Below are 26,416 nucleotides of genomic sequence, written 5' to 3' on the forward strand. Positions count from 1 at the left end.
GAGATAAAGACGAGGCAAATTAAGCGTTTGCACCGCACGAAACTATACCGGCTACGGGGCCGGTTGCGCTACCTTTGCCGCATGCCCACTCCGGACCGCCGCCTGTCCCATATCTACCTTATCATCCTCATCGACGTGATTGTGGGGGCGGCTATCGGGCCAGTGATGCCGGAGTTTGTACGCGGGCTGCCGGAGCCACAACTGTGGCTTTCGGTCGGCACGGGGCTGTTTCTGGGAGTGCAGCTGTTTTCGGCGCCGGTGCTGGGGCGGCTTTCCGATGGATACGGGCGGCGGCCCATCTTCATTTTGTCGGCGGTGGGTACGCTGCTGGCGAATGCGCTGCTGCTGCCGGTGCGGGCAGGGTTGTTTTTCGTGAACCGGGCTTCCGATGGCCTCACCAACGGCATGTACGCCACCGTGCGCTCGGCCATCACCGACATTTCAGACCCGGACAAGTTGTTCAAAAACCTGGGGGTCGAGGGCGCCATCATCTCGCTGGGCTTTGTGCTGGGCCCCATGGTGTCGGGGGCGCTGCTGACGGTGTTGGAGGTGCCAACGGGCCAGGAGGCAACGTATGTGGTGCGGCTTGGACTGGTGCTGGCGGCCCTGAACGTGCTGCTGAGCTTATTTTTAGGCGAAACCCACACCCAGCGCAACGGCGTGCGGGGCGCGGAGTTGCGCAGTGAGTTGGCGCTAGCCCTCAATCCGCTCACGCTCTGGGCACGGCTGCGCGAAAAGGATGCTGCCACGCCCGGCGTGCGCCGCATTGTGCTGACGCAGGTGGCTCTTACGCTCAGTACGGGCTATTATTTCTACATGGTACCCTTCATGAGCATGGGCGAGCTGCAGATGGATGCCCGCTCTATCTCCTACTTCTTCATGTGCTTTGGGGCGCTCAGCATTGTGCTCAACTACGTGTTCTACACCTACTTCGCCGACCGGATCAACCAGCGCCGGGCCATTGTGTGGCTGGCGGCGCTGGGCGTGCCCGTGCTGGCAGCCTATGGGCTGGTAGGCACATCGGTGGTGGCGCTTTATGTGCTTGTCATCATCGACTGCCTGACGCTGTCCTTGATTCAGGGCCTGCTGGAAGGCCTGCTGGCCCAGCGCACCACCGATGCCGACCGGGGTGAGATATTCGGGCTGAACCAGGCATTTCAGGGGCTGGCCAGCTTCGTAACGACGCTGATATTCGGGGGACTTTCGGTGCTGGACCTGCGGCTGCCGTGGGCGTGGTTTGCGCTGTGTCTGGCTGCTGTGGCCGGTTTGGCCGCATGGCGAATGCCAGCCGTGCAAAAGCCCACAGCATAAAGCCAGCCGTGAGCAATGCGCCGACTACAACCGTGTGTCTTTTGCCTGGCAAGCCGTACCTTTTCAGGAGCAAACCTGCTTCGGTGCCACTTTTCCGGGCAGTTTTGCGTCTATTACGTATCTGCCGTTCTATTTTCGCCGCGCTATGCTTCGTCTTTCCACTCTCGCCGCCTTTCTGCTGCTTACCGGCAGCGCCTTCGCCCAAACCGACTTCACGCCGGCCGCTACGGCCGGGCTCGGGGCGCCACTGCTGCCGGGTTTGCGCGGGCCGCGCCAGAATATTCAGCTCAGCGCGGGCATGATGACGGCCGGCCGGCTGGGCACTGCGGCTTATCTGAGCCCGGTTGCCAGCTACCGCCTCGCGCAGCGCCTCACGGTATTCGGGGGCCTCACCTACCTACGCGTGACACCCGGCCCGGCTTATTATCCCAGCGCGTCCGCCGATAACCAGTTGCGCCCCTGGGCTGGCTATAACCAGTTTCTGCTGCAGGCTGGTGCGCAATATGCGGTGTCGCCACGGCTGGCGCTTACTGGCACGGCTTGGAAAGAAATTCCAAACGGTCAGCCCCGCATCAATCCGTACGCCGGCTTTGGCAGCATGGGCTCGGGCATGAGCCTGCGGGCCGACTATTTAATTACAGAGAACTTCTCGGTTTCGGGTGGGCTGCGCATGAGCAACGGCCAAGGCCCGGCATTTCCAGGGTATACGCCGGGCCTGTCGGGCGGCTTCTGGTAGGCCTTTTGCGCACTTCTGCTATCAGCAAAGCCCCGGAACCTTCCGGGGCTTTGCTGTTTCTTTGCTATTCCTACTGCTTCATTCCGCTTTATGGCCTCAGCCCCACGCTACGTCAGCAATCCGCAGCTGCGCATTATCAAACCCAACTATCCCGGCAACAAAATGATAGGCCGGGAATACTGCAATGCCGAGGAGCTGTATGAACCGACTTTCGGCAGGGTGCTGAAGTGGCAGCTGAGCGAGAACCCACAGAAGCAGGAGAAGAAAGCCGACACCTGGGTGCCGGACGTGGTGGACTGCACAGCGTTTCTGCAGGGCACCGAGGATGGATTGGTCTGGTTGGGGCACGCCTCCTTTCTGCTGCGCGTGGGCGGCAAGCTATTGGCTTTCGACCCACTGCTGTTTTCGTCCCTCGGTCTGCGACGCCGCCACGCGCTGCCCTGCCATCCCGAAGACCTGCTGGGCATCGACTACCTGCTGCTCAGCCACGGCCACCGCGACCATCTGGACGATAAATCTGTACGGCTGCTGGCCCGCCAGAACCCCGGCATGCAGATATTGACGTCGCTGAGCATGACGCCGCTTTTGCGCGGCATGGCACCCGGGTTGCAGGTGCAGGAAGCTGGCTGGTGGCAGCAGTACAACCTGGGCGAGCAGGCCCCTTTCGAGCTGTTCTACCTGCCCGCCTCGCACTGGCACCGCCGCGGCCTCACCGACCTGAACCAAGTGCTATGGGGCTCCTTCCTGCTGCGCCTGCCTGACGGCCGCACCGTCTATTTTGCTGGCGACACTTCTATGGCGGGCCATTTCGAGGAAATTGAGAAGCAGTTTGGCCCGCTGGATACCGTCATCATGCCGATTGGAGCCTACAAGCCCGCCTACATGATGCAGCTCAGCCACGTAAATCCGCACGAGGCCGCCAAAGCGGCCAACCTGCTGCGCGCCGGCCACGTGGTGCCCATGCACTACGGCACCTTCGACCTCAGCGACGAACCGGCCTCCGAGCCGCTGCACGAATTGCAGCAGGTAGCGCACGGTGGCATGCTGCGCGGCGAGTTGCATGCGCCAGCTGTGGGTGAAGTGCTGCGCTGGCAGGAGTGGGAATAGCGAAAGAGCCAGCCAATACACTTACCCTCCGAACGTAAGTACCGGCAGCTACCGGACCAGGCGATACTTCTACGGCTGCTTACTAGGGTCCGGATAGTTGTGGCAGGCACTGTATCTTTGCCCTCTATTTTCCCGGCCTTCTATGTCCCCCACCCTCATCCTGAGCCTGATTGCGGGCTACTTCGTTGTTCTCATCATCATTTCGATTCTCACTTCGCGCAAGGCGACCAGCGAATCGTTCTTTATAGCTAACCGCAACGCTCCGTGGTACATGGTGGCGTTTGCCATGATTGGCACCTCCCTTTCCGGGGTCACGTTCATCTCCATTCCGGGCATGGTAGCTACGCAAAGCTGGAGCTACATGGCCGTGGTGCTGGGCTACATTGTGGGCTATCTGGTTATTGGCACCGTGCTCATGCCGCTCTACTACCGGCTGCGGCTCGTGAGCATCTACACATATCTGGAGCAGCGGTTCGGGTTCTGGAGCTACAAGACCGGCGCGTTTTTCTTCCTGCTTTCCCGGGCAGTAGGTGCGGCATTCCGGTTGTTTCTGGTGGCGGGTGTGCTGCAGCTGGCCGTGTTCGATGGGTTGGGCGTGCCGTTTGCCGTCACGGTTACCATCAGCATCCTGCTGATTTACCTCTACACCTTCCGCGGCGGCCTCAAAACCATCCTCTGGACCGATACTTTCCAGACGATGGCCATGCTGCTCTGTGTGGGCGTGAGCATCTATCTGATGGCCGATGAACTGAACCTGGGCTTTGCCGGGTTGGTGAAAACGGTGAAGGAAAGCGCCATGTCGCAGATCTACTTCTCCGACCCCAAAGACGACAAGTTTTTCTGGAAGCAGTTCGCCTCGGGCGCCTTCATCACCATCGTCATGACCGGCCTCGACCAGGACATGATGCAGAAAAACCTGAGCTGCCGCAGCCTGCCCGACGCCCAGAAAAACATGTTCTGGTTCACGCTGGCTATTGTAATCGTAAACGTGTTCTTCCTGTCGCTGGGCGTGCTGCTCTACCAGTTTGCCGCCGCCAAAGGCATTGCGCTACCCACTGATGCTGTTACCGGCAAAGTCATCGGCGACAACGTGTTTCCGCTGCTGGCCACCAACCACTTCTCGCTGTTTGCGGGCATCGTGTTTATTCTGGGCATCATTGCCGTTACCTATGCTTCCGCCGACTCGGCTCTGACGGCCCTCACCACCTCGTTCTGCGTGGATATGCTCGACATCAAGCAGCACGACGAGGCTAAGCAGAAGCGCCTGCGCCACCTCACGCACTTCGGCTTTTCGCTTGTGCTGATTGTGATTATCCTGATTTTCCGGGCCATCAACGACCAGAGCGTCATCACGGCCGTGTTTAAGGCGGCTGGTTATACCTACGGACCGCTGCTGGGCCTTTACTCCTTCGGGCTCTTCACGGGCCGCGGCGTGCACGACCGGCTGGTGCCTTTTGTGTGCGTGGCCGCGCCCCTGATTACGTGGTTCATCAATGCCAACTCCAAGGCGTGGTGGGGCTACGAGTTTGGCTTCGAAATTCTGATGCTCAACGGCCTGATTACATTCCTGGGGCTGTTGGCTGTTTCGCGCCCCCGCGAAGTAGCAGCCGAATTGAACCCTGCTCTATAAGGCGTGTTTAGGGGAAGTCGGCGTACCTTTGCGCCCGCTTCTATCGCCCCGCCCGGGGGCTACCCGCTCCTATGAAACATCTGTTCTTCATCTTGCTGCTCGTAGCTTCGGGCGGTATGGCACTGGCTCAGCAGCCTGCTCCACCGACTAAGCAGCCCATCGAGTTGAAGGCCGGCCGCATGCAGGCGCAGGCCCGCCCCGCCGCCAACCGCCCCGATGTGGCCCCGCAGTACGTGGGTGGCGCGCAGGCAATGGGCGCCTTTTTTCAGGAGAACATAAAGTATCCGGAAGCCGCGCGCGTCAAAAGCCTTACCGGCAACGTGGAAGTCACGGCCACGGTCGGCGCAGATGGCCGCCTGAGCAACCCGGTAGTGGCCAAGTCCCTGTCGCCGGAGTGTGATGCTGAGGCGCTGCGGGTACTGGCCCTCATGCCGGCCTGGAAACCCGCCACCCGCAAGGGCGAGCCGGTACCGGTACAGGTCAGACTGCCGGTGCCTTTCGCCAACGGCAGCATTCTGAAGGTGGAGCAGGGAAAAACGAAATTTGAATAGCAATACCAGACATAAGCAATGAGGAGTGAGAAGCAGGCTCTGTTCTGTTTCTCACTTCTTGTTTCTTCCTTTTAGATTGGAATGGCCCGAAGCGGAATGAATACCAGCGGCATCGACCTTGCGCCGGTGCCCGAGAAAAAGAAACTCAGCAAAGAAAGTTTTCAGCGCGGGCTGCGGATTTTCCGCTTCACGCTGCCCTACCGGGGCAAGTTCATTATTGGGCTGCTGCTGCTGGCGTTCAGCACCAGCACGTTTCTGGCGTTTCCGTGGGTAGCTGGCAAACTGGTAGATGCCGCCAACCACAAGCCCGTGTCGCTGCCCGGCGGCCTCGTGCTCGACATCGACCGGATTGCGCTGCTGCTGTTCTGCATCATTGTGCTGCAGGGGCTGTTTTCTTTTGGCCGGATCTGGTTTTTTACGCAGGTAAGCGAGTTTACCGTGCGCGACATTCGGCGGGGACTGTACCAGAAGTTCATGCACCTGCCCATCCCGTACTTCGAGACGCACCGCGTAGGCGAAATCAACTCCCGCATCACCACCGATGTAGCACAGATTCAGGATGCTTTTTCGCTGACTCTGGCCGAGCTGTTCCGGCAGGTTGTGACGCTGCTCTTCAGCATCGGGGCCATTATGATGGTCAGCATCAAGCTGTCCTTGTTTATGCTGGCCACTTTTCCACTGATTGTAGGGCTGGTATTTCTGTTCGGGCGCAACATCCGCGCCCTGGCACGCACGACGCAGGATGAGCTGGCTAAAACCAACATCATTGTGGCCGAAACGCTGCAGGCCATCAACACGGTGAAGGCTTTCACCAACGAGGGGTTTGAAGTAGACCGTTATAACTTCTCGCTGAACCGGGCCGTGAAAGCAGCCCTGCGCGGCAATATGTACCGGGGCGCTTTTGTCTCCTTCGTGATTATCGGGCTGTTGGGAGGCATTATTCTGGTGCTCTGGCGTGGGGCTACTCTTGTCAGTTCAACCGGGCCCGACCACCTCGAAATTGGCCAACTGGTGTCGTTCATCATTTATACCGGCTTTGTGGGTGCTTCCGTAGGCGGCCTTGGCGAGCTGTACGGCAAGGTGCAAAGCACGCTGGGCGCGTCGGAGCGGATTCTGGAAATCCTCGACGAGCCCACCGAACCCACCCACCAGCCGCGCGTAGCCGGCCGGGCACCATTGCAAATCCGCGGCGACATCGACTACCAGAACGTTGCCTTTCGCTACCCTACCCGCCCCGACATGGCAGTACTCAAAGACATCAGCTTTGATATTCAGGCCGGCGAGAAAGTTGCGCTGGTAGGCCCGTCGGGGGCCGGCAAATCCACGATTGTGCAGCTGCTGATGCAATTTTACGAGCTAAGCGGCGGCAAGATTCTGATAGATGGCCGCCCCACCAGCCAATACGACCTTACGGAGTTGCGCGGGCACATCGGCATCGTGCCGCAGGAAACCATCCTGTTTGGGGGTAGTATCCGCGAGAATATTGCCTATGGCAAAACCGACGCGACCGATGAGGAAATTGTGTTGGCGGCACGCAAGGCCAATGCCTGGCAGTTTATTGAGTCGTTTCCGGAAGGGCTGGACACGCTGGTGGGCGAGCGGGGCATCAAGCTCAGCGGCGGCCAGCGCCAGCGGGTAGCCATTGCCCGCGCCATCCTGAAAAACCCAGCCATCCTGATTCTTGATGAGGCTACCTCTTCTCTCGACTCGGAAAGCGAGAAACTAGTGCAGCAGGCCATGGACGAACTGATGCAGAACCGGACCAGCATCATCATTGCCCACCGCCTCAGCACCATCCGCAAAGCCGACAAGATCCTCGTGATTGACGGCGGCCGCATCGTGGAGCAGGGCACGCATGAAGAATTAGCCCACAACGACAACGGCCTCTACGCCAACCTGCTCAAGCTGCAGTTTGAGCTGAGCTAGCACAAATATATTCCCGCTAGCTTTGTATTTCTGCGCCGCTTCGGAATCCGGAGCGGCCTATTTTTGTACTGTCCTTTCCCTGCCTGCTTAGCAGAACAGTACCTGACCACCGCCCCTTATGTCCGTCACCCGACTCAAACAACGTCTGGCTTTGCTTTCGCTCGTGGTGAGCTTGGCCCTGGTGCTGGTGAAGTTCTACGCCTATTTCCTGACCCGCTCACAGGCCGTTTTGACCGACGCCCTGGAGTCCATTATCAATGTGGTGGCTAGTGGGTTTGCCCTCTACAGCGTGTATCTGGCCAGTCTGCCCAAGGACGAAAACCACCCGTACGGCCACGGTAAGATTGAGCATCTGTCGGTAGGGTTTGAGGGCGGCTTGATTCTGATGGCGGGCGGCTTTATTTTCTATTCGGCCGTCAAGTCAATGCTGTATCCGCACACATTGGAGCAGCCGGGCTGGGGGATGGTGCTACTGGCCGCTACGGCCATCGTAAATCTGCTGGTGGGCTTTGTGCTGGTGCGGGCCGGCCGCCAGCACCACTCGCCGACATTGGTCGGGGATGGGCAACATCTCTATATCGATTCGCTCAGCACGCTGGTATCCTGTGCGGCGCTGCTGATGGTGCTGGTTACCGGCGACGTAGTTTTTGACTCTGCTGCTTCGGTGTTGCTGGGCGTGTTTATCGTCGTAAATGGTTACCGCATGGTGCGCCGCTCGGTGGGTGGCCTCATGGACGAGTCGGATGTGGCTACCGTGGCACAGGTAATCGGGGAGCTACAGACGCTGCGCCAGCCCGCTTGGATAGATGTGCACAACCTGCGCGTGCTGCGCTACGGGGCCAATCTGCACATCGACTGCCACGTGAGCATGCCCTACTATTTCAGCCTGGAAGAAGTGCATACCGAAGTGCACCGCATCGAGGATTTTATTCGCAGCCGGTTTGAGGTGGAAGTAGAAATGTTTGTGCACGCCGACCCCTGTTCGTTTGCCGCCTGCTCGCACTGCCACATGGCCGATTGTCCTGTGCGCCAACATGCCTTCACCCGCGAAATTCCCTGGACCGTAGCCAACGCCATGAAGGACGAGCGGCATTATCTGGCAGAGCAAGCGTAAGTAGATGTCAGCTAGCATTACTGTTTCCGAGACGCAGCTTAGCGCCCTTGAGTTTACCCGGATTCACCAGATTCAGGAGCAGCGCCGCTACCCGGACGCGGTACGGCAGCGCCAAATAGCGCCACTGGCTTCGCCGGCCGGCTGGAACTATTGGTGGGCCGTAGGGTGGCTTTTGCTGCTGCTTGCCGGCATCTGGTTGGCCCCTGAGCTTTGGCAGCGCTATCTGCGGCTGGCGCTATTTGCCTCCCTGGTTACAACCATCGGGCTGTTGTATCAGCGCTATGAATACCGAAAGGCATTCCGGCAAAGTCCCACAGCGGGCCTCCACACGAAGTTTGAGGTGTTGGAAACTGGTATAATCATCGAACACGAAGGCCGGTTTACTACCTTTCTGTGGCAGGAGTTCTATCGTATCCGGCACATCGAATCGTGGCTCCTGCTTTATCCTAACCAGGAGTATTGCTACTACCTGGATTTGCGCAACGTGCAACCGCCTGCTACTTCGTCTGAGGTGCTGAACAGGCTGACCAAACACAAACTTCTCACGCACTAGCTCTTGCCTGTTTATCCCCTGCTTGCCCCCGGTGTGTTGATGACGTCCGACGACTTCGTGGCCGTGAACTTCCGCCTGTGGCGGCGGCAGCGCCGCACCCGTTTCAACCACTGGCTGCTGGGCTTGGCGCTGCTGTTGCTGGCCGTAAGTGTAGCAGTTGATGTGGTACAGAATGGACACATTACAAACCTGAGCACACTGGCAATGCTGGCTGTAGGGCTGCTCTATGGCCTGTTGCGGATGGTGTTGGTGCGCTACCAACTGCGGCGTGGCTTCACGAAGAACCCTGCGAATCAGCAGCCCATTGACTTTGCTTTTGACACCGACCGACTGCGCGGCAGCAGTAGCGCCAGCACCTTTGCGGTGCGCTGGAACCAGTTGCAGCGTGCTATTCGCGTCGGCGACGACTGGCTGCTGCTCTACCCCAACGATGCAGCCTGCTACTACCTGGACCTGCGCCGCCTGCAGGCGCCGGCCACACCTGCCGACGTGCTGGCGCTGCTACGGGAGCAGCAGGTTGCGGTAGTGGAGTTGTAGCAACGTAGCTAATGCAACTTCCGTCGGAGGCTGTGTCTTTCGGCCGACAGTTATAAACCCGCGCTCCAACGCGGGTTTTGCTACTTTTGAGCCGCTACTCATTCTCACCTTTTTCTTTTCATGAAAGCTCTACTTTCTTTCTCTGCCGGAATGGCCCTGCTGGCGGTTGCGCCACTTACCACTCAGGCCCAGATCAGCACACCGCAGCCTAGCCCCAAAAGCACAATCCAGCAGCGTGTAGGCCTCACCGACATCACCATCACGTATTCGCGCCCCAGCGCCAAGGGCCGGGTTATCTTCGGTGATTCTACCTCGAAGGCCATTGTACCATATGCCAAACGCTGGCGCACGGGCGCCAACAACTCCACCACCATCAAGTTCTCAGACGATGTGACGGTGGAAGGCAAGAAAGTGGCGGCCGGCGAATACGCTCTGTACACGGTACCCGGCAAAACTACCTGGACGGTGGTGCTCAGTAAGGACACCAAGCAGGGTGGCAACGTGGCCAACTACAAGGACGCCGACAACGTGGCCAGCTTCTCGGTGAAGCCCTACAAAACAACCGTAAAGGCCGAAACCTTCACCATCAACTTCTCTGACCTGACGCCCGCCACGGCCAACGTGGACATGCTATGGGAAACGACCGGCGCCAAGTTCAAAGTGGTGGCCGACGTAGACCCCAAAGTGGTGGCACAGATTGACGAAAAGGTGACCAAAAACGCCTCGCCTAGCACCAACGACCTGGCCGCTGCCGCCGTCTACTACTACGACAACGACAAGGACCTGAAGCAGGCTCTGACCTGGATGCAGAAGGCCAACGAGAAAGACCCCAAATTCTGGAACGTGCACACCGAGGCTAAAATCCGGATGAAGATGAAGGACTACAAAGGAGCCCTCACGGCCGCCGAACAGTCGCGCACACTGGCCCAGACCGCCAAAAACACCGACTACGTAAAAATGAACGACGAAATTATTGCTGCCGCCAAAAAGAACGGCGCCAAGTAAGCAACTAGTTTTCAAGCACTAAAAAGGCCTTCCACTAATTAGTGGAAGGCCTTTTTAGTGTCTACTGTTTCCCCAGCTTTCTGGCTAAGCCAACTACAGCCCAGGCGGCTCTTCTGCTGTTAGGTCCTGTATAGCTGGCTCAGCGGGCAGCACTGCAGCCAGCAGCAGGCTCAACCCTACTACAATGCCGCTCCCAATGATATTGAACCAGAGGTAGCCGATATCGGTGCGCCAGAACAGCAGCAGCACTACCGCCTGGGCCACCACCGCCGACCAGAACACAGCTTTGCCACCCACGCGCTTCAGGAAAAAGGCGACCATGAAAATACCGAGAATGGTGCCATAGAACAGCGAGCCGAGAATATTCACGGCCTGAATCAGGTTTTCGAGGCGGGCGGCGAAGGTGGCAAAGCCGATGCCGAGCACGCCCCAGCCAATAGCCGCCCAGCGCGAAGCCTGCACATTGTGCGCCTCATCGGCGTGGGGGCGGCTGGGGCGGTACAGGTCGATGACGGTAGTAGAGGCCAGCGCATTGAGGCCAGCCGCCGCGGAGCCCATGGCCGCCGACAGCACTACAGCAATCAGCAGGCCCACCAAGCCCTGCGGCATATAGTTCAGCACAAACGTCAGGAACACGTAGTCGGTGTCTTTGGCTTCGGCGGAAGGCACGGCTTTCTTAAGCAGCACCTGGGCCTGTTGGCGCAGGCCGCGGGTGGCCGCGTTGGTCGCCTGCAAATGCGTCTGGGCGGCGGCCAGTTGGGCTGGGTCGTCGGAGTGCAGGGCTTCCACGAGTTGGGTAGTGGCCTGGCGGCGGGCCAGAAACAGGGTTTCGTGCGCGTCTTCCAGGGTGCGTAGTTGCGGACCGTACTCAGCAGAGCGGGCTACCCGGTCGTGCACGGGCCGGTTGAAGGTGAGCGGCGGCGGACTGAACTGATAAAACACAAACAGCAGCACCCCAATCAGTAGAATTCCGAACTGCATAGGCACTTTCACGAGGCCGTTCATGAGCAGCCCTAAGCGGCTCTGCGTGATACTGCGGCCCGCCAGGTAACGCTGCACTTGGCTCTGGTCGGTGCCGAAGTAGGACAACGCTAGAAACAAGCCGCCCGTCATGCCCGACCAGAAGTTGTACCGGTCGGTGGGGTCGAAGTGGAAGTCTACCAGATTGAGCTTGCCCTGATGCCCGGCTACCTGCAGAGCTTCTGTGAAGCCAACTTCGGGCGGCAGGTAGTGCACCAGCAGATAGCCTGCCACCACCATGCCGGTGAAGATTACAGCCACCTGCCCCTGCTGCGTCACCATTACGGCGCGAGTACCGCCCGCCACAGTGTAGGCAATCATGATACCGCCCAGCAGCCACACGGTCAGGTTGATGTTCCAGCCCAGAATGGCCGACAATACCAGCGCAGGCGCGTACAGCGAAAGGCCATTACTCAGACCACGCTGCACCAGAAACAGCAGCGCCGCCAGCGTGCGGGTGCGCCTATCGAAGCGGCCTTCCAGGTACTCGTAGGCCGTAAATACTTTGAGGCGGTGGTAGATGGGCACCGCAAACAGCGCAATCAGTACCATGGCCAGCGGCAGGCCAAAGTAGAACTGAATGAAGCGCATGCCGTCGTCGTAGGCCTGGCCGGGCGTGCTGAGGAAGGTGATGGCCGAGGCCTGGGTGGCAATAATGCTCAGCCCCACGCCCCACCAGGAAGCGTCACGGTCGCCGAGCAGATACGAATCGAGCGTGGCGCCAGCCCCGCGGGTACGCCACGCCCCGTACCCAATAATGAAGATAAGCGTGCTGCTGAGCACCAACCAGTCGAAGGTACTCATGCAGCGAAGGTGCGGGTCAGGTACGTGAAGAAGGCTACTTCCGCGGCCAGCGCAGCCAGCACCAGCCAGTACCACGCCCGCCACGAAGGCAACAGCGGCGGCTTTTCAGATTCGGGGATAGTAGACATAGAAAACGAAGGTAAAGTAAACCTCAGGAACGCCGGCTATAAAACGCCGCCGACACTACTTCTTACCCAACGACACCATGTTGGTCAGAATCCGGTAGGCACCCGGCACGCCGGCGGGCAGCTCCCGGAACAGCGAAAGGCCGGTGTAGATATAGTGGCCCTTGCCGTGGTCAGCTACTAGAATGGCACTTTCCTTGGCTTTTTCGCCGGGGTCGGCGCTGCTGAGCACGGTCTGGTACTTGGCATCCCACTGGCTGGGGTAGTAGAGGCCCTGCTCCTGCACCCAGCCCTCAAAATCTTTGCTCGTGATTTTGTTGGGCGTGTTGAGCAGCGGCTGGCTGGGGTTTAGAAAGGTCACGGCGGCGTTTTCTACCGTCACCCGGTCGTTGGAGAGTGTCAGGGGGTACGGCCCGATTTGCGGCAGCACCGTGCCCCGGCTCACCACATATTGCACCACCAGGTTGCCACCGTTTTCCACGTACTTCAGTAGCGTGGGTTGCAGGGTTTTGAGGCGGTCTATGGTGTTGTAGGCCCGCACGCCCAGCACCACGGCATCGAAGCGGCGCAGGTTCTGCTCGGTGAGGTCTTCGGGCTTGAGCAGCGTGACGGTGTAGCCAATCTGGCGCAGGGCGTCGGGCACTTCATCGCCGGCACCCATCAGGTAGCCGATTTCTTGGCCTTTGCGCTTGAGGTCCAGCTTCACGAGTGGGGCCACGGCTTCGGGAAACAGCACCTGGGTCGGAATGTGGTTGTAGGCTATGGGCTGGTAGCCGCGCGAATACGCCTGCCCCTCCACGGTAGCCACGGCCCGCAGCTCGGTTTTGCCCTCGGCCGCGCCCGCGCTAGGCTGCACCCGAAACTGCACGGTCTGCTCGGCGTCTTTGGCGGCCAGCTCGAAAGGGATGCTGGCGGGCTCGGCTTTCCAGCCGGCGGGCAGCGTAAGGGCCACCGCGCCCTTCACGCCCGCTTTGCCGGCGCGCAGCGTCACAGGAATGGTTTTGGGCGAGTTATCGGCAAACACGTAGGCGTGCCCGCCGACGTTGACGGCGACCGGCGGCACCACCGCCAGCGGGCGGTACCTCTCCCCTTCTACCGGGTCGGTGCTTTTGTATTGAAGTTTCCTAGTATAATAGAGTGGCACGCCGGCAACTTCTACGGTAAATAGTACTTCATTAATCGGCATATTTTCGGGCCGGCCAAGCACCTCCCGCTTTTCTATTCGCTGTCCTTTATGCGGATGCTCCGGCCAGGCAAAGTCTTCAACCACATCCGGCACTTTGTACATGCCTGCCGTTCCTGCTTCGCGCAGCCAGTACGGCTGTGACACTGATTGCTTGGCCGGGATGGTGATGGATGCTTTTTTCAGAAACGGCTTGCCGCTGGTCAATTGCTCATTGACCTCCTGCTTCGCCATATTCCCTACCGATTGAAAGCCGAAATCAATAGCCGGAACCTCCAGCCACTTCAGCTTCACTGGTACCGATGAACGATTTAAGGCTTCAATGGCTATATCAAGCTTCCCATCAGGTGTTGCAGTAGTTTCTTGAGAAACAGCAGACAAGCTCAGCCCCAGGCAGCCATATACCAGTTCATCAATTTCCTCCCGCTTCTCGTCATTCCAGAAACCGGCCTCTTTAGGTAGCTTCTGCAGCGCCTCCCGCACCTTCAGCAGCCCCGCCACACTGGCGCTGGGGTTGGCGGCGTCATACTTCCGAATTACCTCGTCAATCAGCTTGCCCACGGCCGCGCCGCCGGGCACCCGGTTCCAGCTCATATCAATGCCCTCGAAGGGGTCGGATTTGACCTTGTCGCCTTTTACCTGCTGCAGATACTCCAGCGCCTCGCCGCGTTGGGCACTGCTCCCGAAGCCCTGGCTTTTGTGCTGGCTGCGGCTGCGGGCCGCTATTTCGCCGTAGCTCTGGCCCAGCAGCGGGTTGTACTGGCCGGCATCCACTTTCAGGTAGCCGTCCATGTTTTCGCCTTGCTTCACAAAAAAGCTGCCGGTGTTCCAGAACAGCCGCTTGGGCTGCCACACCTGCACATATTTGAGCTGCTCGGGAAACCGTTTCGGGTCGCCGGCGGCCTCGAAGGCTTCGGCGGCCAGGATGGCCGAGGCGGTGTGGTGGCCGTGGCCGGCGCGGGCATCGGGCGGAAAACGGGTAATCATGACGTCGGGGCGGCGCTGTCGAATCACCCATACCATGTCGGAAAGCACCTGCTCCTTGTCCCAGATGGTGAAGGTTTCGGCGGCGGTTTTCGAGAAGCCAAAGTCGTTGGCGCGGGTGAAAAACTGCCGGCCCCCATCGATGCGGCGGGCTGCCAGCAGCTCCTGCGTCCGAATCACGCCCAGCCCCTCACGCAGCTCCGGCCCGATGAGGTTCTGGCCCCCGTCACCGCGGGTGCAGCTCAGGTAGCCGGTTTCCAGCAGGCGGCCGTTGGCCATATAGGCAATCAGGCGGGTGTTTTCGTCGTCGGGGTGGGCGGCCACGTAGAGCGCCGAGCCCAGCACATTCAGCTTCTTGAGCCCCAGCAGAATCTCCGACGACGACCAGGTTTTGGGAGCCTGCGCGGCGGCTGAGTTAGGCAGTAATGAATAATTAAAAATGAGCAATGCCGACAAAGCGGCGCAGAAAAGACGAGTACGCATACGGAAGAGCAGCTTGAAGGCGTGAAGATAACCCGGCAATGGCAACCCTGTTCTTTTGCCCCGATTCGTCTCTCAAAATCAAGCATACAGCTTTTTCATTCGCATAAAGCAGGTCCTTGCTTCCACTGTCATGCGTCCTGCCGGATGGAACCGTGTCTGTGGGAATGGAGTTTGCAGCGCGGTGGCCATGAGGGCCACGCCTGCGTATAGGCCGTTTTATTTCTCGCCTGTTCTTATCTGATGGCATTTCCTGTTTCTTCCTGGCTGCGTCTGTCGGCGCTGGCCCTGCTGCTGCCTGCCCTGGGGGCGGCCCAGAATTCTGCACCCGTCCTGCCTGCCGTGCCCCAGCAGCAGTGGTACCTTCTCGACCCCGCCGCCGATGGTGTAATGGGCATCAGCGCCCGTAAAACCTACGAGGAACTGCTCAAAAACCGTCCTTCCGCGCCCGTAGTAGTGGCCATCATTGATGCCGGCATCGATACGGCCCACGCCGACCTGAAACACCTGCTCTGGACCAACCCTAAGGAAGTGGCTGGCAACGGCCTCGACGATGATCAGAACGGCTACGTGGACGACGTGCACGGCTGGAATTTTCTGGGTGGCGCCGACGGCCGCAACGTGGACGTTGAAACCTACGAGGATACCCGGCTGGTGGCCCGGCTCAAGCCGCTGTATGAGGGAAAAGCCCGCACCGCTGTGCCGGCGGCCAAGCGCGCCGAGTACGACCTATACCAGAAGGTGAAGAAAACCCAGGCCGAAAAAATAGCCGAAAACTCGGAGCGGGCAGAGTCGTTGGGCAAAGCCTACACGCTCAACAAACAGGGTGCCGACAATCTGAAGCAGGCCCTGAACCTGACCCGGCTGGACACAGCCAGCCTGCGCCGCGTATCGCCCACCGACCCGAACCTATACCGCGCTGCGCTGGGCCTCTACGGCAACCTGCGTGAGGCCGGCTACGCCGATATGGAATCGGTGCTGGCGGACATGAAAGAGGGTTTCGACCAGAGCAAAAGCCTGCTTGATTTCAGCCTGAACCCGGCTTTCAATCCGCGCGCCAGCATTATCGGCGACAATCCAGAGGACACCAAGGACCGCCGCTATGGCAACCGGGACAACAACGGCCCCGACCCTTCACATGGCACCCACGTAGCCGGCATCATCGGCGGCGACCGGACCAATAACCTAGGGATTCTAGGTATTGCCGACAACGTACGCCTAATGGCCATTCGGGCCGTGCCCAACGGCGACGAGCGGGACAAGGACGTAGCCAACGCCATCCGCTACGCCGTCGATAACGGGGCCAGCATCATCAACATGAGCTTCGGCAAGTACTACTCGCCACAGCGCGAAGCCGTGGAAGATGCCGTTAAGTATGCCGCCAGCAAAGGCGTATTGCTGGTGCACTCCGCCGGCAACGAAAGCCAGGATATTGATGTGAACGTGGAGTTTCCGGCTCCCGTGTATCTCAACGGCCAACGCATTCCGAACATGATTACGGTGGGCGCCGCCGCCCGCACCAACGACAAAAACCTGATTGCCGACTTCTCGAACTACGGTAAGAAGAACGTGGACGTGTTTGCGCCCGGCCACCAGATTTATTCCACGCTGCCCGGCCAGCAGTACGGCAACAAAAGCGGCACCAGCATGGCCTCGCCGGTAGTGGCGGGTATGGCAGCGGTGCTCAAATCATACTTTCCCACTCTCACGGCCACTGACCTGAAGCGCATTATTCTGGCCTCGGTAGATGTGCGCCACACCAAAGTGCTGAAACCCGGCACCAAGAAGGAGGTGGACTTCACGGAGCTTTCCAGCACCGGCGGCCTCGTGAACCTCTACCGCGCCGTGCAGATGGCCAGCGCCGAAACTACAAAGTAGAAGCTTTTTTCTGCGCCAGAACACGAATACGCCCTTACGACTGTAGAGCTGTAAGGGCGTATTCGTGTTCGAAAGGAACAACCGAAAAAGCTACAGTTAGCTTCTGACGGGTATAAGTTCGGGGAAAGTGCCGGGTGCCGGACCCCAGGGGTTGACACCCGGAGTGCCGGGCAGTACCAGCAACAGCAGATAAGCAGGCAGATTTACCAGAGGCACCAGCAGAGCCAGCGTATACCAGCCACTCAGGTGCAGGTCGTGGAGGCGGCGTACGGCCAGCATGGCTACCGCTGCTGTGCAGGCGGCCAGCGCCAAGCTGGCCAGTGCTGCCTGATACCAGGTAGTAGGCGCAGCCGGTAGAAAGTACGCCGCTAGCAAAGGAGTCAGCACCAAAAGCAGACGCACGCCGAAATCGAGGCGGTTCATTCTACCTTGGAAAAGGGCAAATTGTCTCATATTCTTGTGGAGTAACACGCTTGCACAACCTGCGGACATCCGCTGCAACTGGCGTTTTCCAAAATCCGGGCCAGTTTCCGGCCAGCTGAGCCGTAGCAGCTGCGGCCGGGGCCGTAGTAGTGTTACCTTGCCTCCTAGCCCTATCCTTATGTCAGACTTTCCGCTTGACCATCTTCCGGCCAACAGGCCGCTTACTGCTTCGCCGGAGCCACAATCTAAAAGCCGCTGGCTGCGCCATAATATTTCCAGTGCGCTGCTGCTACTGGCCGGCGTATTCTCCGCTGCGTTTGGCCTGAAGGCCTTTTTGCTGCCCAACGACTTCATTGACGGCGGCGTTACGGGCATCTCGCTGCTGGTGCGTCAGCTCACCGACTGGCCGCTGTCGGTGCTGATTGTGGTCATCAATATTCCGTTCATCATCATGGCGTATTTCCAGATGGACCGGGTGTTGGCCTTCAAAACGCTGTGCGCCATCTTAATGCTGGCCCTCGTGCTGCTGGTCGTATCGTTTCCCAATCTGACGCAGGATAAGCTGCTGATTTCCGTTTTCGGGGGATTTTTCCTGGGAGCCGGCATCGGGCTGGCCATGCGTGGCGGTGGCGTGCTCGACGGCACCGAAATTCTGGCTGTGTTCCTGAGCAAGAAAACCAGCCTCACCGTCGGCGACATTATCCTGCTCTTCAACATCTGCATCTTCGCGGCCGCCGCCTGGATTTTGTCTGTAGAAACGGCGCTGTATTCCATTCTGGCCTACCTCTCGGCCGCCAAAACCATCGACTTCATCATCGACGGTATCGAAGAATACACGGGGGTTACTATCGTATCGAGCCGCTCCGACGCCATCCGGCGCATGATTACCGAGAAGCTGGGCCGTGGTGCTACCGTCTACAACGGCAAAGGCGGTTTCGGCACCCACGGCGACCAGCCCAACGCCGTGGACATTGTCTTCACGGTTATCACGCGTCTGGAGTTGGCCCGTCTCAAAGCTGAAGTTGAGCAGATTGACATTCAGGCCTTCATGGTGATGCACAGCGTGAAAGACACCAAAGGCGGCATGATTAAGAAACGGCCTCTGCACTAGTTTTCATGCCTTCAAATCAGGGTCCAAACTACCCGAAACGCTAGGCAGCCCAGAACACATACCAGTGAAAGGCCAGGTAATTCAGCCCCACGCTGACGGCCACGCCCATAGCCACTACCAGCAAGGACCGCCAGACCGCACCACCCCAGGAAAGCCGCAACGCCTGCCGCCCCACCAGAATAAGGTACATGGTAATGATGGTGACCTGCAGGCTGCTGGCAATATTGCTGCTGGCCAGGGCCCGCGTGTGCAATGCCCACAGCACCACCAGCACCACGGCCAGCAGCAAATGAAACACCGACCCAATGATGACATGCACGAAAAACGCCTCGGCGTAGTTCCAGCCCTGGTTTCGGTATACCAGCCACGTCAGCAGCGCATATACTGGCAGTAGCAGCAGCAGCCACCAGATGTTGTAGTACTTGCCCACGTAGTGGAAATACGCCACCATTCGCTCAAGATTTTCGGCTGGCATGCGGCCCGTGAAGCGCTGCCGCATTTCGGCGCCCGTACCATCATAGTAATTCAGCAGCAGCGCGGCGGCAGCGGCCAGCCCCACTACCAGTAGCAGAAACTGAAACGGGTTGAAATAGTGCTTGCGCCGCCCGGCCAGATACTCGGACACGACGTAGCCGGGGCGCAACAGAATCTGCGGTACAAACCCAATGATGGTGTTATCGGCGTGCGTGAAAACGTGCAGTATTTCGTGCGCAACATGGCCTGGTGTAAGGCGGTGTGGCCTCTTCTGCCCGCATTGCGGACAAAACGGACCATCCGGCAAAGAATACCCGCAATTCAGGCAGCTGGCAGCAGATTCTGACATGGGAAAACATATATAGCAACAACTGCAAGTAACTGACTTTTATGCAGGTGGCAATACTGGTTTCTTCGTCCGCACTGTACCGCGTACCTTCGCCTCATGGCCGCTCCTCTCTTCCTGCAAGACCTCTATATCTATCCCGTTAAGTCGCTGGGCGGCATTCGTGTGGCACAGGCCGAACTGGAGCCGCGCGGCCTGCGCCACGACCGGCGCTGGTTGTTGGTAGATGAGCATAACCGGTTTATGACGCAGCGCCAAATGCCCGAAATGGCCCTGCTGCGGGTAGCTCCGGCCCACAATGGCTTCCTGCTCACACACGCCCGCCGCCCCGATCTGCTGCCGCTTTATATTCCGTTTGCCGCTACTCCAGAGCGTACTCTGTTCGTGACTATCTGGGACGACATGGTATTTGCCTGGCGCGGGGCTCGTGAGGCCGACGAATGGCTCAGTGAGGCGCTGGGCCGCTCCAGCAAGCTGGTCTACATGTCGGATATGGTGTGCCGCGACGTGGAGCCCGAGCTCAACCCCGAAGGCCACCTAGTGAGCTTCGCCGACGGCTACCCTTTTCTGCTCATTGGGCAAAGCTCGCTGGATGAGCTCAATAGCCGCCTCGCCGAACCCGTGCTCATGGACCGGTTTCGGCCCAATCTGGTGTTCAGCGGTGGCAAGGCGTTTTCGGAAGATACTTGGGAGCATTTTCAAGTCGGCGAGCTGCCGTTTCGGGCCGTGCGGGCTTGCGGGCGCTGCGTCATGACAACGGTAGACCAGCGCACGGCCCAGAAAAACCCTGCCGGAGAACCGCTGCGCACCTTGGCTACTTACCGCAGCCAAGGCAGTAAGGTAATGTTTGGCCAGAACGTAACCGGCCCCAGCCGCGGCCTACTGCGCACCGGCGACCCGGTGCAGGTACAGAGCCTGAAGTAGAGTGCCCATTCTTACTTGCTGCTCCCCTCGCTAAGTAAGTCTAGGAAAATTCAACGGCTGTTAAATCTTAAAAACCGGGTTTAGGCACAGTAGCCGCGTGATTCGCTACTGCTCAGCTAGCTGCGTCATAAAATAGTAGGCAAGCCGCCTTGTTTAGCGGCTGCATCTATATAGTTTTGTAAATTCTTTGAATACCGAATATTATGTTTTCAAGGAATATTTACGCTCCCCTGCCCTTATATCCCGTTGCATTGCGGTAAAAGCAGTTTGCGCTTTTACCAACCGCCCTCCTTTTCCTACCCGGCACTCTTGTGTGTCGGCTCTGCTTTTGGCTTCACACCGCCTCTACTTTTATTGTTCCTGTATGAACAAAACGTTTTCCCTACGTTTTGCCGTCCTGCTATTGCTCCTCGGGAGTTGGCTAGCAAGTCCGGCGCAGGCCGCTGACGCTATGAGCCCGCAGGCGTTGCACGCCCCCTGGGACGAGTTGCTGCACAAGTATGTCACTCCAGATGGCATGGTGGATTACCAGGGTCTCCTCGACGACGAAGACAAGCTGCTGGACTACCTGATGGCCATGCGCAAGACGGCGCCAAACGAGCAAACCTGGACTCCGGCCGATATTCAGGCGTTTTGGATTAATGTGTACAATGCCTCCACGGTGTACATGGTGCTGCAGTACTACCCGGTCAGCAGCATCAACGATATCCGGATGAAAGGTCGCAGCTATTCGCCCTGGGAATTTGCCGGTGTAACCGTAGGTGGCCAGGAATACTCCCTCAACCAGATTGAGCGAGAGAAGCTAAGTGCCCGTTTTCACGATCCGCGCATCCATTTTGCCTTGGTGCAAGGGGCTAGTTCCGGCCCCCGGCTGCTGAATGAGGCCTACAACGGCGCCCACCTGCAGCAGCAGCTGGAACAGCAGACCCGCAGTTTCATCAACGACCCGGCCCGAAACATGCTGGGCAGCCAGCAAGCCAGCATTTCCGGCCTGTTCAGCTTTTACGCGGCCGAGTTCGGCGAGCAGACGCAGGTGCTAGAGTTTCTCAATCGGTATGCCCGGGTACCGCTGGCTGCCGCCACGCCCATTTCGTATCTGCCTTTCAGCTGGAATCTGAACGACCGGCGTACTCAGGCCGAAATTCAGGCCCTGCGAAAATAGCACGGATTACGAGTTGAGCTCTACCACAAGGCCCTGTGCAGAAATGTCGGAAGACAGACTGCGCAGGGCCTTGTTGCGTAACAGGCGGTATTTACTCTGTTTCCTTACTGCTTTTCACTCGCATGGACCGAGCTTGTATACTGGAGTTTCTGCGGCAGCTGGCTGCCAACAACCACAAAGCCTGGATGGACGAACACCGCGCGGACTACCAGCAGGCCCGCGGAGAATTTACTGCCCTGATACGCCAGTTGCTTCATGAGTTGCAGGAGATTGAGCCCGCGACGCGGGGCCTGAATCCAGCCGACGTCATGTACCGGCTACACAAAAACGACCGTTCGCAGCGCGACCCAGAAACCTACAAGCGCCACCTTAGCGCAGGCCTCAAGCCGGGCGGGCGCCACAGTCCCTGGGCTGGGTACTTCGTGGTGCTGGAGCCGGGCGGCGAATCATATGTGGGGGCCGGACGCTGGGAACCGGAACCGCAGCAGCTGGCGCGCATTCGGCAGGAAATCCACTACAATGCGCCCGCCTTCCATGCGCTTCGCGAAGCGCCAGACTTCGTTCGGCACTTTCCCGCTGGCCTCGACCGTAGCGACGCATTGAAGACGGCACCCAAAGGCTACGACCGGCTGGACCCGGACATTGAGTGGCTTCGCCTGAAGCGTTTTTTTGTGTGGCGGCCCTTCTCCGATGCTGAAGTCCTGCAGCCCGATTTTATGAAGCAAGTGCTGGCGGCCTGGCGGGCAGCCAAGCCTTTTGTAGACTTCCTGAACGAAGCTGTAAAGTAAGGCGGTGCTAGTATTTCTGAGAGCCGCAGAAATACTCTTTGTGCTTCAATGCGCTTCAAACACACAAAAGCCCTTGACGTGTGCTACGTCAAGGGCTTTTCGCGTCAGGTGGTTTCGGAGGCCACAACGGCACACTCCCTAGAACAGCCCAAACAACGTGCTGTTAATCCGCTCAATCACCACGCTCAAATCTTCTGGCCGGCTGACATAGTCGAGGTTGTTCACATCGATGATGAGCAGCTTACCGTGCTTGTAGCCCGCAATCCACTCTTCGTAGTGGTCGTTGAGGTGCCGCAGGTATTCAATCTTGATGTTGTTCTCGTAGTCGCGGTTGCGGCGCTCTATCTGCTGCACCAGCTTGGGCAGGTCGGCCCGCAGATACAGCAGCAAGTCTGGTGGGTCCACCATGCTCACCATCGACTCGAACAGCCCCAGATAGTTCTGGTAGTCGCGCTCCGTCATCAGGCTGGACTGATGCAGGTTGGCGGCGAAGATGTGCGCGTCTTCGTAGATGGTGCGGTCCTGAATAACTCCTTTGCTGGCCGCCTGCAACTTTTTGATGTGCTGGGTTTGCCGGAAGCGGCTATTGAGAAAGTACACCTGCAGGTGAAACGCCCAGCGGGGCATATCGTCGTAGAAATCCTTCAGATACGGATTATGGTCTACGTCTTCCAGGAATACTTCCCAGTTGAAATGATGGGCCAGCTTGTTGGCCAGCGTGGTTTTGCCAGCCCCAATGTTGCCGACGATGGCAATGTGCATAAGTCAGAATAAAAGCGCGGCCTGCCGCCGTGGTTCGGCCCGAACGGCAAAAGTACATAACCCGCCCGAAGCCGCCGCCAAAACTGTGCTGCGAAGCGGCACCCTTTTTTATATTCCTTCGTTGCAATATTTCACCCTGGCCCCGTGCTGTCTGCGCCATGCCTGCTCCCGCCTCCTTCCTCTCTCCTGAGCCCGAATCGGAACACATGCTGCCGGCGGGCACGCAGCAGCTAGGACTGTTGCGCGACGAGCATGGTGCGCCCTTATTGCGGCTACTCTACTACCCGTCGGAGGGCATGCTGTATGCGCAATGGTTCGGCAACCTTACGCCTGAGTCGGTTATTGCTGGCGCACAGGCTGCGTTGGAGGCCCAGCAGAAACTACGGCCAGCCCTCCTACTCAACGACAAAAGCGCGGCTACCGGCGACTGGAGCGAGGCCATGGACTGGCTGGAATTTGAGTGGCTACCGCTTGCCATCCAGTACGGGATGCGTGCGTTTGCCTACGTATTCGCGCCGGATATGCTGAACCAACCTTCCGCGCTGGAGTTTGCCACCCGCGTAGGCCAGCAGCGTCCCATTCAGCTTTTCTATGACGTGGATACAGCCAGCGCTTGGCTGTTGAAGCAATAAGCAGCTGGCTCAACAGAAAAAGCGGCTCCCCGCTTACCAGCCGGAAACCGCTTCTCTTCTGTACTATGTATAACGAACCGCGAGGCTTACTCTGCCATCACGCCTTTCACGTCCCGGGCTTTCTCCAGAGTCCGGAACTCTCCTTGCCAAGACCGGATGCGCACTCGCTCTTCCAGTGGTAACTGCTCACGCACCTGGTCATAGCGGGCATTTAGGCGGCTGAGCACGGCAGAGGCATTGCTCCAGTCAGTGGCAGTCCAGTTGCGACGCTGGGTACGGGTCGTTTCAATAAAGCGGGCGTACAGATCTGGCAGCTCGGTGGCGCGGGCGCGGCCCAATACCACCTTCTCACCCAGCAGCCGGTCCTGCGACTGTTGAGCCGTTTCTGGCTGGCGGGCAGCCCGGTCTAGGCTGTCCTGCCGGGCCGACCATGCGCTGTACCGTTTTTTCTGAATGGAATATTCGCGCTTACCTTCCACGGTGAGGCTGTCCACAGCTTTGTCAATGCGCCTACTCTGGCGGTCAAATTCCTCGGCCACTTTCGGCGTTTCGCGGGCAATGTCGTCAGCCGTGCGGCTCACCTTGTCACTCACCCAGTCAGCGAAGATGCGTAGGTCACGCTCCACAGCCGTTGCGGTACTGCTCGCCGACGGGCGCGTAGTAGTGGTGGTGGTAGTTGCAGGTTTTTGCTGCGCTACAGCGGCTGAAATGGAGAGTAGGCTGGTGGCCAGTATTAGCGGAAATGATTTCATGAGGTTGGGAAAGAGGGGCGGATAATACGCAACGCCGCAAGCGGCGCGGCGGTATGCCGGAACAGGCAATTTCTGGCCCAAAAACGAGTAAGCGCGGGGTTAAGGTTCGGTTTTCAGGTAAATAATGCCGTTTTTGCGGCCTATGTCACCTGTTGTACCCGCGTCTGCTGCCATCCGGCCGGCCTCCCTGGCCGATATTCCAACCATTATTGCGCTGGCCGAGGCAACCTGGGAACCCACCTACCGCTTCATCATTTCGAAGGAGCAGATTGACTACATGTACCGCGTGATTTACACGCCGGCGTCGCTACAGCGCCAGATGGCAGAGCAAGGCCATCAGTTTCTGTTGTTGCTGGATGAAGACCAGCCGGGCGGCTTTGCCTCCTACTCGGCTAAGGAAACAGCCGGCACCTACCATCTCAACAAAATCTACGTGCTGCCTTCACATCAGGGGCGCGGCTTTGGGCAGTTGCTGCTTCGGGCTGTGGAGCAAGCGGTGCGGCTGGCCGGCGGCCACACGCTGGAGCTGAACGTGAACCGCCACAACCCGGCCCTCGCTTTCTACGAACACGAAGGCTTCCAGCTTAACCGCGAAGAAGATATTCCCATTGGCCCCTACTGGATGAACGACTACGTGATGCGCAAGCACCTGCAGTAGCGTCTGGTAGGACTGCAGCTCATTCAGCTTTTTTTCTCATCTGGCTGCTCTTTCGCAGTCGTTTCTTATTACCATCCTCATGGCAACCAAAATCACCGTTCTCAGCAATGGCTCCCTCCGCGTAGAAGGCGCCGATTTCGAACTCGTAGACGCACAGGGCCAAGCCTACGGCCTCGCTGGCCGGGAGCGGATCAGCATTTGTCGCTGCGGCCTTTCTGCCAACAAACCCTTCTGCGACGGTTCGCATAAAGGCCACTTCGAGCACGATGCCAAAGCCTTCGACCTCCCTGCTCCCAAAGCATAGTTGCTGCGCACGTAGGTTTCAACAACAAGCCCTTGTTACCACACGGTAGCAAGGGCTTGTTGTTGAAACACGGTTTTCATTCAGGTAGAAGCCGTGTTACGTTTCGTATATGGTGGCGGTATGCTAGAACAGGGAATTCACCAGATCCACGTATTCCTGGCGGGCTTCCTCCTGCGACTTGCCACTCAGGCTGGCCCAGGCGTCGTACTTGGCAATGGCTTTGAAGTCGAAGCCACCCGGACGGTCACCGGTTACGTCGCCTTCGCTGGCTTGTTTGTAGAGAGAGTACAGCTGGAGCAGTACCGTGTTGGAGGGCTTGCTGGGCAGCTCTTTGCTGCGCGTAGCGGCGGCTTCAAATTCTTCGGGAGTGGCCATAGGAAAGGCGTTGTTGGGAGTAAACGGAGATATGGGAAAGCGGCAGAGCCGGCAGCCGGAAGGTACGGAAGCACTCTGTATTTTATGCTGCAAGCAGCATTTTTTTCACCCTAATCCCGGCACCTACGCTGTTTAATGGACCTTTTCTGCAACCTCAGCAATAACATTTCGCCCACTTGGCAGCGTAAAGAGGGCCTCTTGTTCTACCTGCCGCTATGAAACCAACTGACCTGAATAGTCTTGTCAAGAAATTCCTGCAATACAAACTCACCCTAGCCTTCGCAGAGAGCTGCACGGCCGGACTGCTTGCCTCCGAGTTTGTGCAGGCCGAAGGAAGTAGTGAGGTGCTGCTCGGTTCCGTTGTGACCTACCACCCTACTGCCAAAAACCGTCTGTTAGGCGTAAAAAAAGACACGCTAGCCCTCTACACAGCCGAGAGCCAGCAAGTGACCAACGAAATGGTGATGGGTCTGCACAAACTCCTGCCTACTGCCGACGTGTGCGTAGCCGTGACGGGACTATGCGCTGGGGGTGCTTCGGAGTCGGCGGAGAAGCCGGTGGGCACTATGTACTTCACTATTCTGCACCAGAACCGCGCCCATGAGTTGCGGGAGGAGTTCGAAGGCGACTGCAAGACGGTACGTCATTTGGCCGTGGACTTCATTTTTCAGCGCCTAAGTGAATTGCTGGCTACCTATGCCGAGCAGCATGCCGGCGAAGCGGTGGCAGCCAAAACGGAGTAGCAGCGGCCTGCGCGGATA

General features: G+C 58.6%; 27 protein-coding genes. 19 read left to right on the forward strand and 8 right to left on the reverse strand.

What is annotated here, in order from left to right; genetic code table 11:
• The first annotated feature begins 81 nt into the window (after positions 1-81).
• From H4317_RS14285 to H4317_RS14330, 10 genes are all read left to right on the forward strand, one after another.
• On the forward strand, positions 82-1,311 hold the full coding sequence (locus H4317_RS14285; RefSeq protein ID WP_185887250.1) for an MFS transporter: 1,230 nt from the start codon (positions 82-84) through the stop codon (positions 1,309-1,311).
• A 145-nt stretch (positions 1,312-1,456) separates the two neighbouring features.
• Complete coding sequence (locus H4317_RS14290; protein WP_185887251.1) at positions 1,457-2,047, forward strand: hypothetical protein; 591 nt, start codon at positions 1,457-1,459, stop codon at positions 2,045-2,047.
• Between the two features lie 90 nt (positions 2,048-2,137).
• Positions 2,138-3,154, forward strand: coding sequence for an MBL fold metallo-hydrolase (locus tag H4317_RS14295; protein ID WP_185887252.1), 1,017 nt, complete (start codon positions 2,138-2,140; stop codon positions 3,152-3,154).
• Positions 3,155-3,296: 142 nt separating this feature from the next.
• On the forward strand, positions 3,297-4,784 hold the full coding sequence (locus tag H4317_RS14300) for a sodium:solute symporter (protein WP_185887253.1): 1,488 nt from the start codon (positions 3,297-3,299) through the stop codon (positions 4,782-4,784).
• 71 nt (positions 4,785-4,855) lie between these two features.
• Positions 4,856-5,335 carry an energy transducer TonB gene (locus H4317_RS14305; protein ID WP_185887254.1) on the forward strand — a complete coding sequence of 160 codons (480 nt, stop codon included), beginning with the start codon at positions 4,856-4,858 and terminating at the stop codon, positions 5,333-5,335.
• Positions 5,336-5,416: 81 nt separating this feature from the next.
• Positions 5,417-7,261, forward strand: coding sequence for an ABC transporter ATP-binding protein (locus H4317_RS14310; protein WP_185887255.1), 1,845 nt, complete (start codon positions 5,417-5,419; stop codon positions 7,259-7,261).
• Positions 7,262-7,379: 118 nt separating this feature from the next.
• A complete protein-coding gene (locus H4317_RS14315; RefSeq protein WP_185887256.1) occupies positions 7,380-8,375 on the forward strand; it encodes a cation diffusion facilitator family transporter in 996 nt (331 codons plus the stop codon).
• A 4-nt stretch (positions 8,376-8,379) separates the two neighbouring features.
• Entirely contained in the window at positions 8,380-8,928 is a 549-nt protein-coding gene (locus H4317_RS14320; protein WP_185887257.1) for a hypothetical protein, read from the forward strand.
• Positions 8,929-8,931: 3 nt separating this feature from the next.
• Positions 8,932-9,465, forward strand: coding sequence for a hypothetical protein (locus H4317_RS14325; RefSeq protein ID WP_185887258.1), 534 nt, complete (start codon positions 8,932-8,934; stop codon positions 9,463-9,465).
• 120 nt (positions 9,466-9,585) lie between these two features.
• The gene (locus tag H4317_RS14330; RefSeq protein WP_185887259.1) at positions 9,586-10,470 is read left to right on the forward strand and encodes a DUF2911 domain-containing protein; all 885 of its coding nucleotides are present in this window, start codon (positions 9,586-9,588) and stop codon (positions 10,468-10,470) included.
• A 93-nt stretch (positions 10,471-10,563) separates the two neighbouring features.
• Here H4317_RS14330 and H4317_RS14335 read toward each other — a convergent pair whose 3' ends face one another.
• From H4317_RS14335 to H4317_RS14340, 3 genes are read right to left on the reverse strand one after another with little or no spacing between them, the layout of a single operon-like run.
• Positions 10,564-12,294: a sodium:solute symporter family protein gene (locus H4317_RS14335; RefSeq protein WP_185887260.1), complete on the reverse strand. Its 1,731-nt coding sequence runs from the start codon at positions 12,292-12,294 to the stop codon at positions 10,564-10,566.
• The gene (locus H4317_RS19410; RefSeq protein WP_260625679.1) at positions 12,291-12,422 is read right to left on the reverse strand and encodes a hypothetical protein; all 132 of its coding nucleotides are present in this window, start codon (positions 12,420-12,422) and stop codon (positions 12,291-12,293) included. Before H4317_RS19410 ends, H4317_RS14335 begins: the two co-directional genes overlap by 4 nt.
• A gap of 55 nt (positions 12,423-12,477) precedes the next feature.
• A complete protein-coding gene (locus H4317_RS14340) occupies positions 12,478-15,069 on the reverse strand; it encodes a PIG-L family deacetylase (RefSeq protein ID WP_185887261.1) in 2,592 nt (863 codons plus the stop codon).
• 240 nt (positions 15,070-15,309) lie between these two features.
• Here H4317_RS14340 and H4317_RS14345 point away from each other — a divergent pair, with 240 nt between their 5' ends.
• Entirely contained in the window at positions 15,310-16,944 is a 1,635-nt protein-coding gene (locus H4317_RS14345; protein WP_185887262.1) for a S8 family peptidase, read from the forward strand.
• Between the two features lie 96 nt (positions 16,945-17,040).
• Here H4317_RS14345 and H4317_RS14350 read toward each other — a convergent pair whose 3' ends face one another.
• Positions 17,041-17,367 (reverse strand): DUF805 domain-containing protein, encoded by a 327-nt coding sequence (locus H4317_RS14350; protein ID WP_221899165.1) that lies wholly within the window; start codon positions 17,365-17,367, stop codon positions 17,041-17,043.
• A gap of 178 nt (positions 17,368-17,545) precedes the next feature.
• Between H4317_RS14350 and H4317_RS14355 the strand changes: the two genes are divergently transcribed.
• Positions 17,546-18,478, forward strand: coding sequence for a YitT family protein (locus H4317_RS14355; RefSeq protein WP_185887264.1), 933 nt, complete (start codon positions 17,546-17,548; stop codon positions 18,476-18,478).
• A 40-nt stretch (positions 18,479-18,518) separates the two neighbouring features.
• On the opposite strand, the gene H4317_RS14360 is transcribed toward H4317_RS14355, so the two are convergent.
• Positions 18,519-19,301, reverse strand: coding sequence for a DUF3667 domain-containing protein (locus tag H4317_RS14360; RefSeq protein ID WP_185887265.1), 783 nt, complete (start codon positions 19,299-19,301; stop codon positions 18,519-18,521).
• A 96-nt stretch (positions 19,302-19,397) separates the two neighbouring features.
• Between H4317_RS14360 and H4317_RS14365 the strand changes: the two genes are divergently transcribed.
• The 3 genes from H4317_RS14365 to H4317_RS14375 all read left to right on the forward strand — a co-directional run bounded on the left by H4317_RS14365 (position 19,398) and on the right by H4317_RS14375 (position 22,172).
• Complete coding sequence (locus H4317_RS14365; protein ID WP_185887266.1) at positions 19,398-20,222, forward strand: MOSC domain-containing protein; 825 nt, start codon at positions 19,398-19,400, stop codon at positions 20,220-20,222.
• 364 nt (positions 20,223-20,586) lie between these two features.
• Complete coding sequence (locus H4317_RS14370; protein WP_185887267.1) at positions 20,587-21,384, forward strand: DUF547 domain-containing protein; 798 nt, start codon at positions 20,587-20,589, stop codon at positions 21,382-21,384.
• Positions 21,385-21,506: 122 nt separating this feature from the next.
• The gene (locus tag H4317_RS14375; protein ID WP_185887268.1) at positions 21,507-22,172 is read left to right on the forward strand and encodes a DUF2461 domain-containing protein; all 666 of its coding nucleotides are present in this window, start codon (positions 21,507-21,509) and stop codon (positions 22,170-22,172) included.
• A 138-nt stretch (positions 22,173-22,310) separates the two neighbouring features.
• Here the strand turns inward: H4317_RS14375 and H4317_RS14380 are convergent, their stop codons facing one another.
• Complete coding sequence (locus H4317_RS14380; protein ID WP_185887269.1) at positions 22,311-22,934, reverse strand: deoxynucleoside kinase; 624 nt, start codon at positions 22,932-22,934, stop codon at positions 22,311-22,313.
• Positions 22,935-23,092: 158 nt separating this feature from the next.
• Between H4317_RS14380 and H4317_RS14385 the strand changes: the two genes are divergently transcribed.
• On the forward strand, positions 23,093-23,566 hold the full coding sequence (locus tag H4317_RS14385) for a hypothetical protein (protein ID WP_185887270.1): 474 nt from the start codon (positions 23,093-23,095) through the stop codon (positions 23,564-23,566).
• 86 nt (positions 23,567-23,652) lie between these two features.
• Here the strand turns inward: H4317_RS14385 and H4317_RS14390 are convergent, their stop codons facing one another.
• Positions 23,653-24,318 carry a hypothetical protein gene (locus H4317_RS14390; RefSeq protein ID WP_185887271.1) on the reverse strand — a complete coding sequence of 222 codons (666 nt, stop codon included), beginning with the start codon at positions 24,316-24,318 and terminating at the stop codon, positions 23,653-23,655.
• 142 nt (positions 24,319-24,460) lie between these two features.
• On the opposite strand from H4317_RS14390, the gene H4317_RS14395 reads away from it, so the two are divergent.
• Together H4317_RS14395 and H4317_RS14400 are read left to right on the forward strand one after the other, a co-directional pair.
• The gene (locus tag H4317_RS14395; RefSeq protein WP_185887272.1) at positions 24,461-24,976 is read left to right on the forward strand and encodes a GNAT family N-acetyltransferase; all 516 of its coding nucleotides are present in this window, start codon (positions 24,461-24,463) and stop codon (positions 24,974-24,976) included.
• A gap of 79 nt (positions 24,977-25,055) precedes the next feature.
• Complete coding sequence (locus H4317_RS14400; RefSeq protein ID WP_185887273.1) at positions 25,056-25,280, forward strand: CDGSH iron-sulfur domain-containing protein; 225 nt, start codon at positions 25,056-25,058, stop codon at positions 25,278-25,280.
• A gap of 123 nt (positions 25,281-25,403) precedes the next feature.
• Here the strand turns inward: H4317_RS14400 and H4317_RS14405 are convergent, their stop codons facing one another.
• Positions 25,404-25,655, reverse strand: a complete 252-nt coding sequence (locus tag H4317_RS14405; protein WP_185887274.1) for an acyl-CoA-binding protein — start codon at positions 25,653-25,655, stop codon at positions 25,404-25,406.
• A 215-nt stretch (positions 25,656-25,870) separates the two neighbouring features.
• Here H4317_RS14405 and H4317_RS14410 point away from each other — a divergent pair, with 215 nt between their 5' ends.
• Entirely contained in the window at positions 25,871-26,398 is a 528-nt protein-coding gene (locus tag H4317_RS14410) for a CinA family protein (RefSeq protein ID WP_185887275.1), read from the forward strand.
• Positions 26,399-26,416 lie beyond the last annotated feature (18 nt).

Origin of the sequence: Hymenobacter sediminicola, from assembly GCF_014250515.1 — a bacterium.
GTDB lineage: Bacteria > Bacteroidota > Bacteroidia > Cytophagales > Hymenobacteraceae > Hymenobacter > Hymenobacter sediminicola.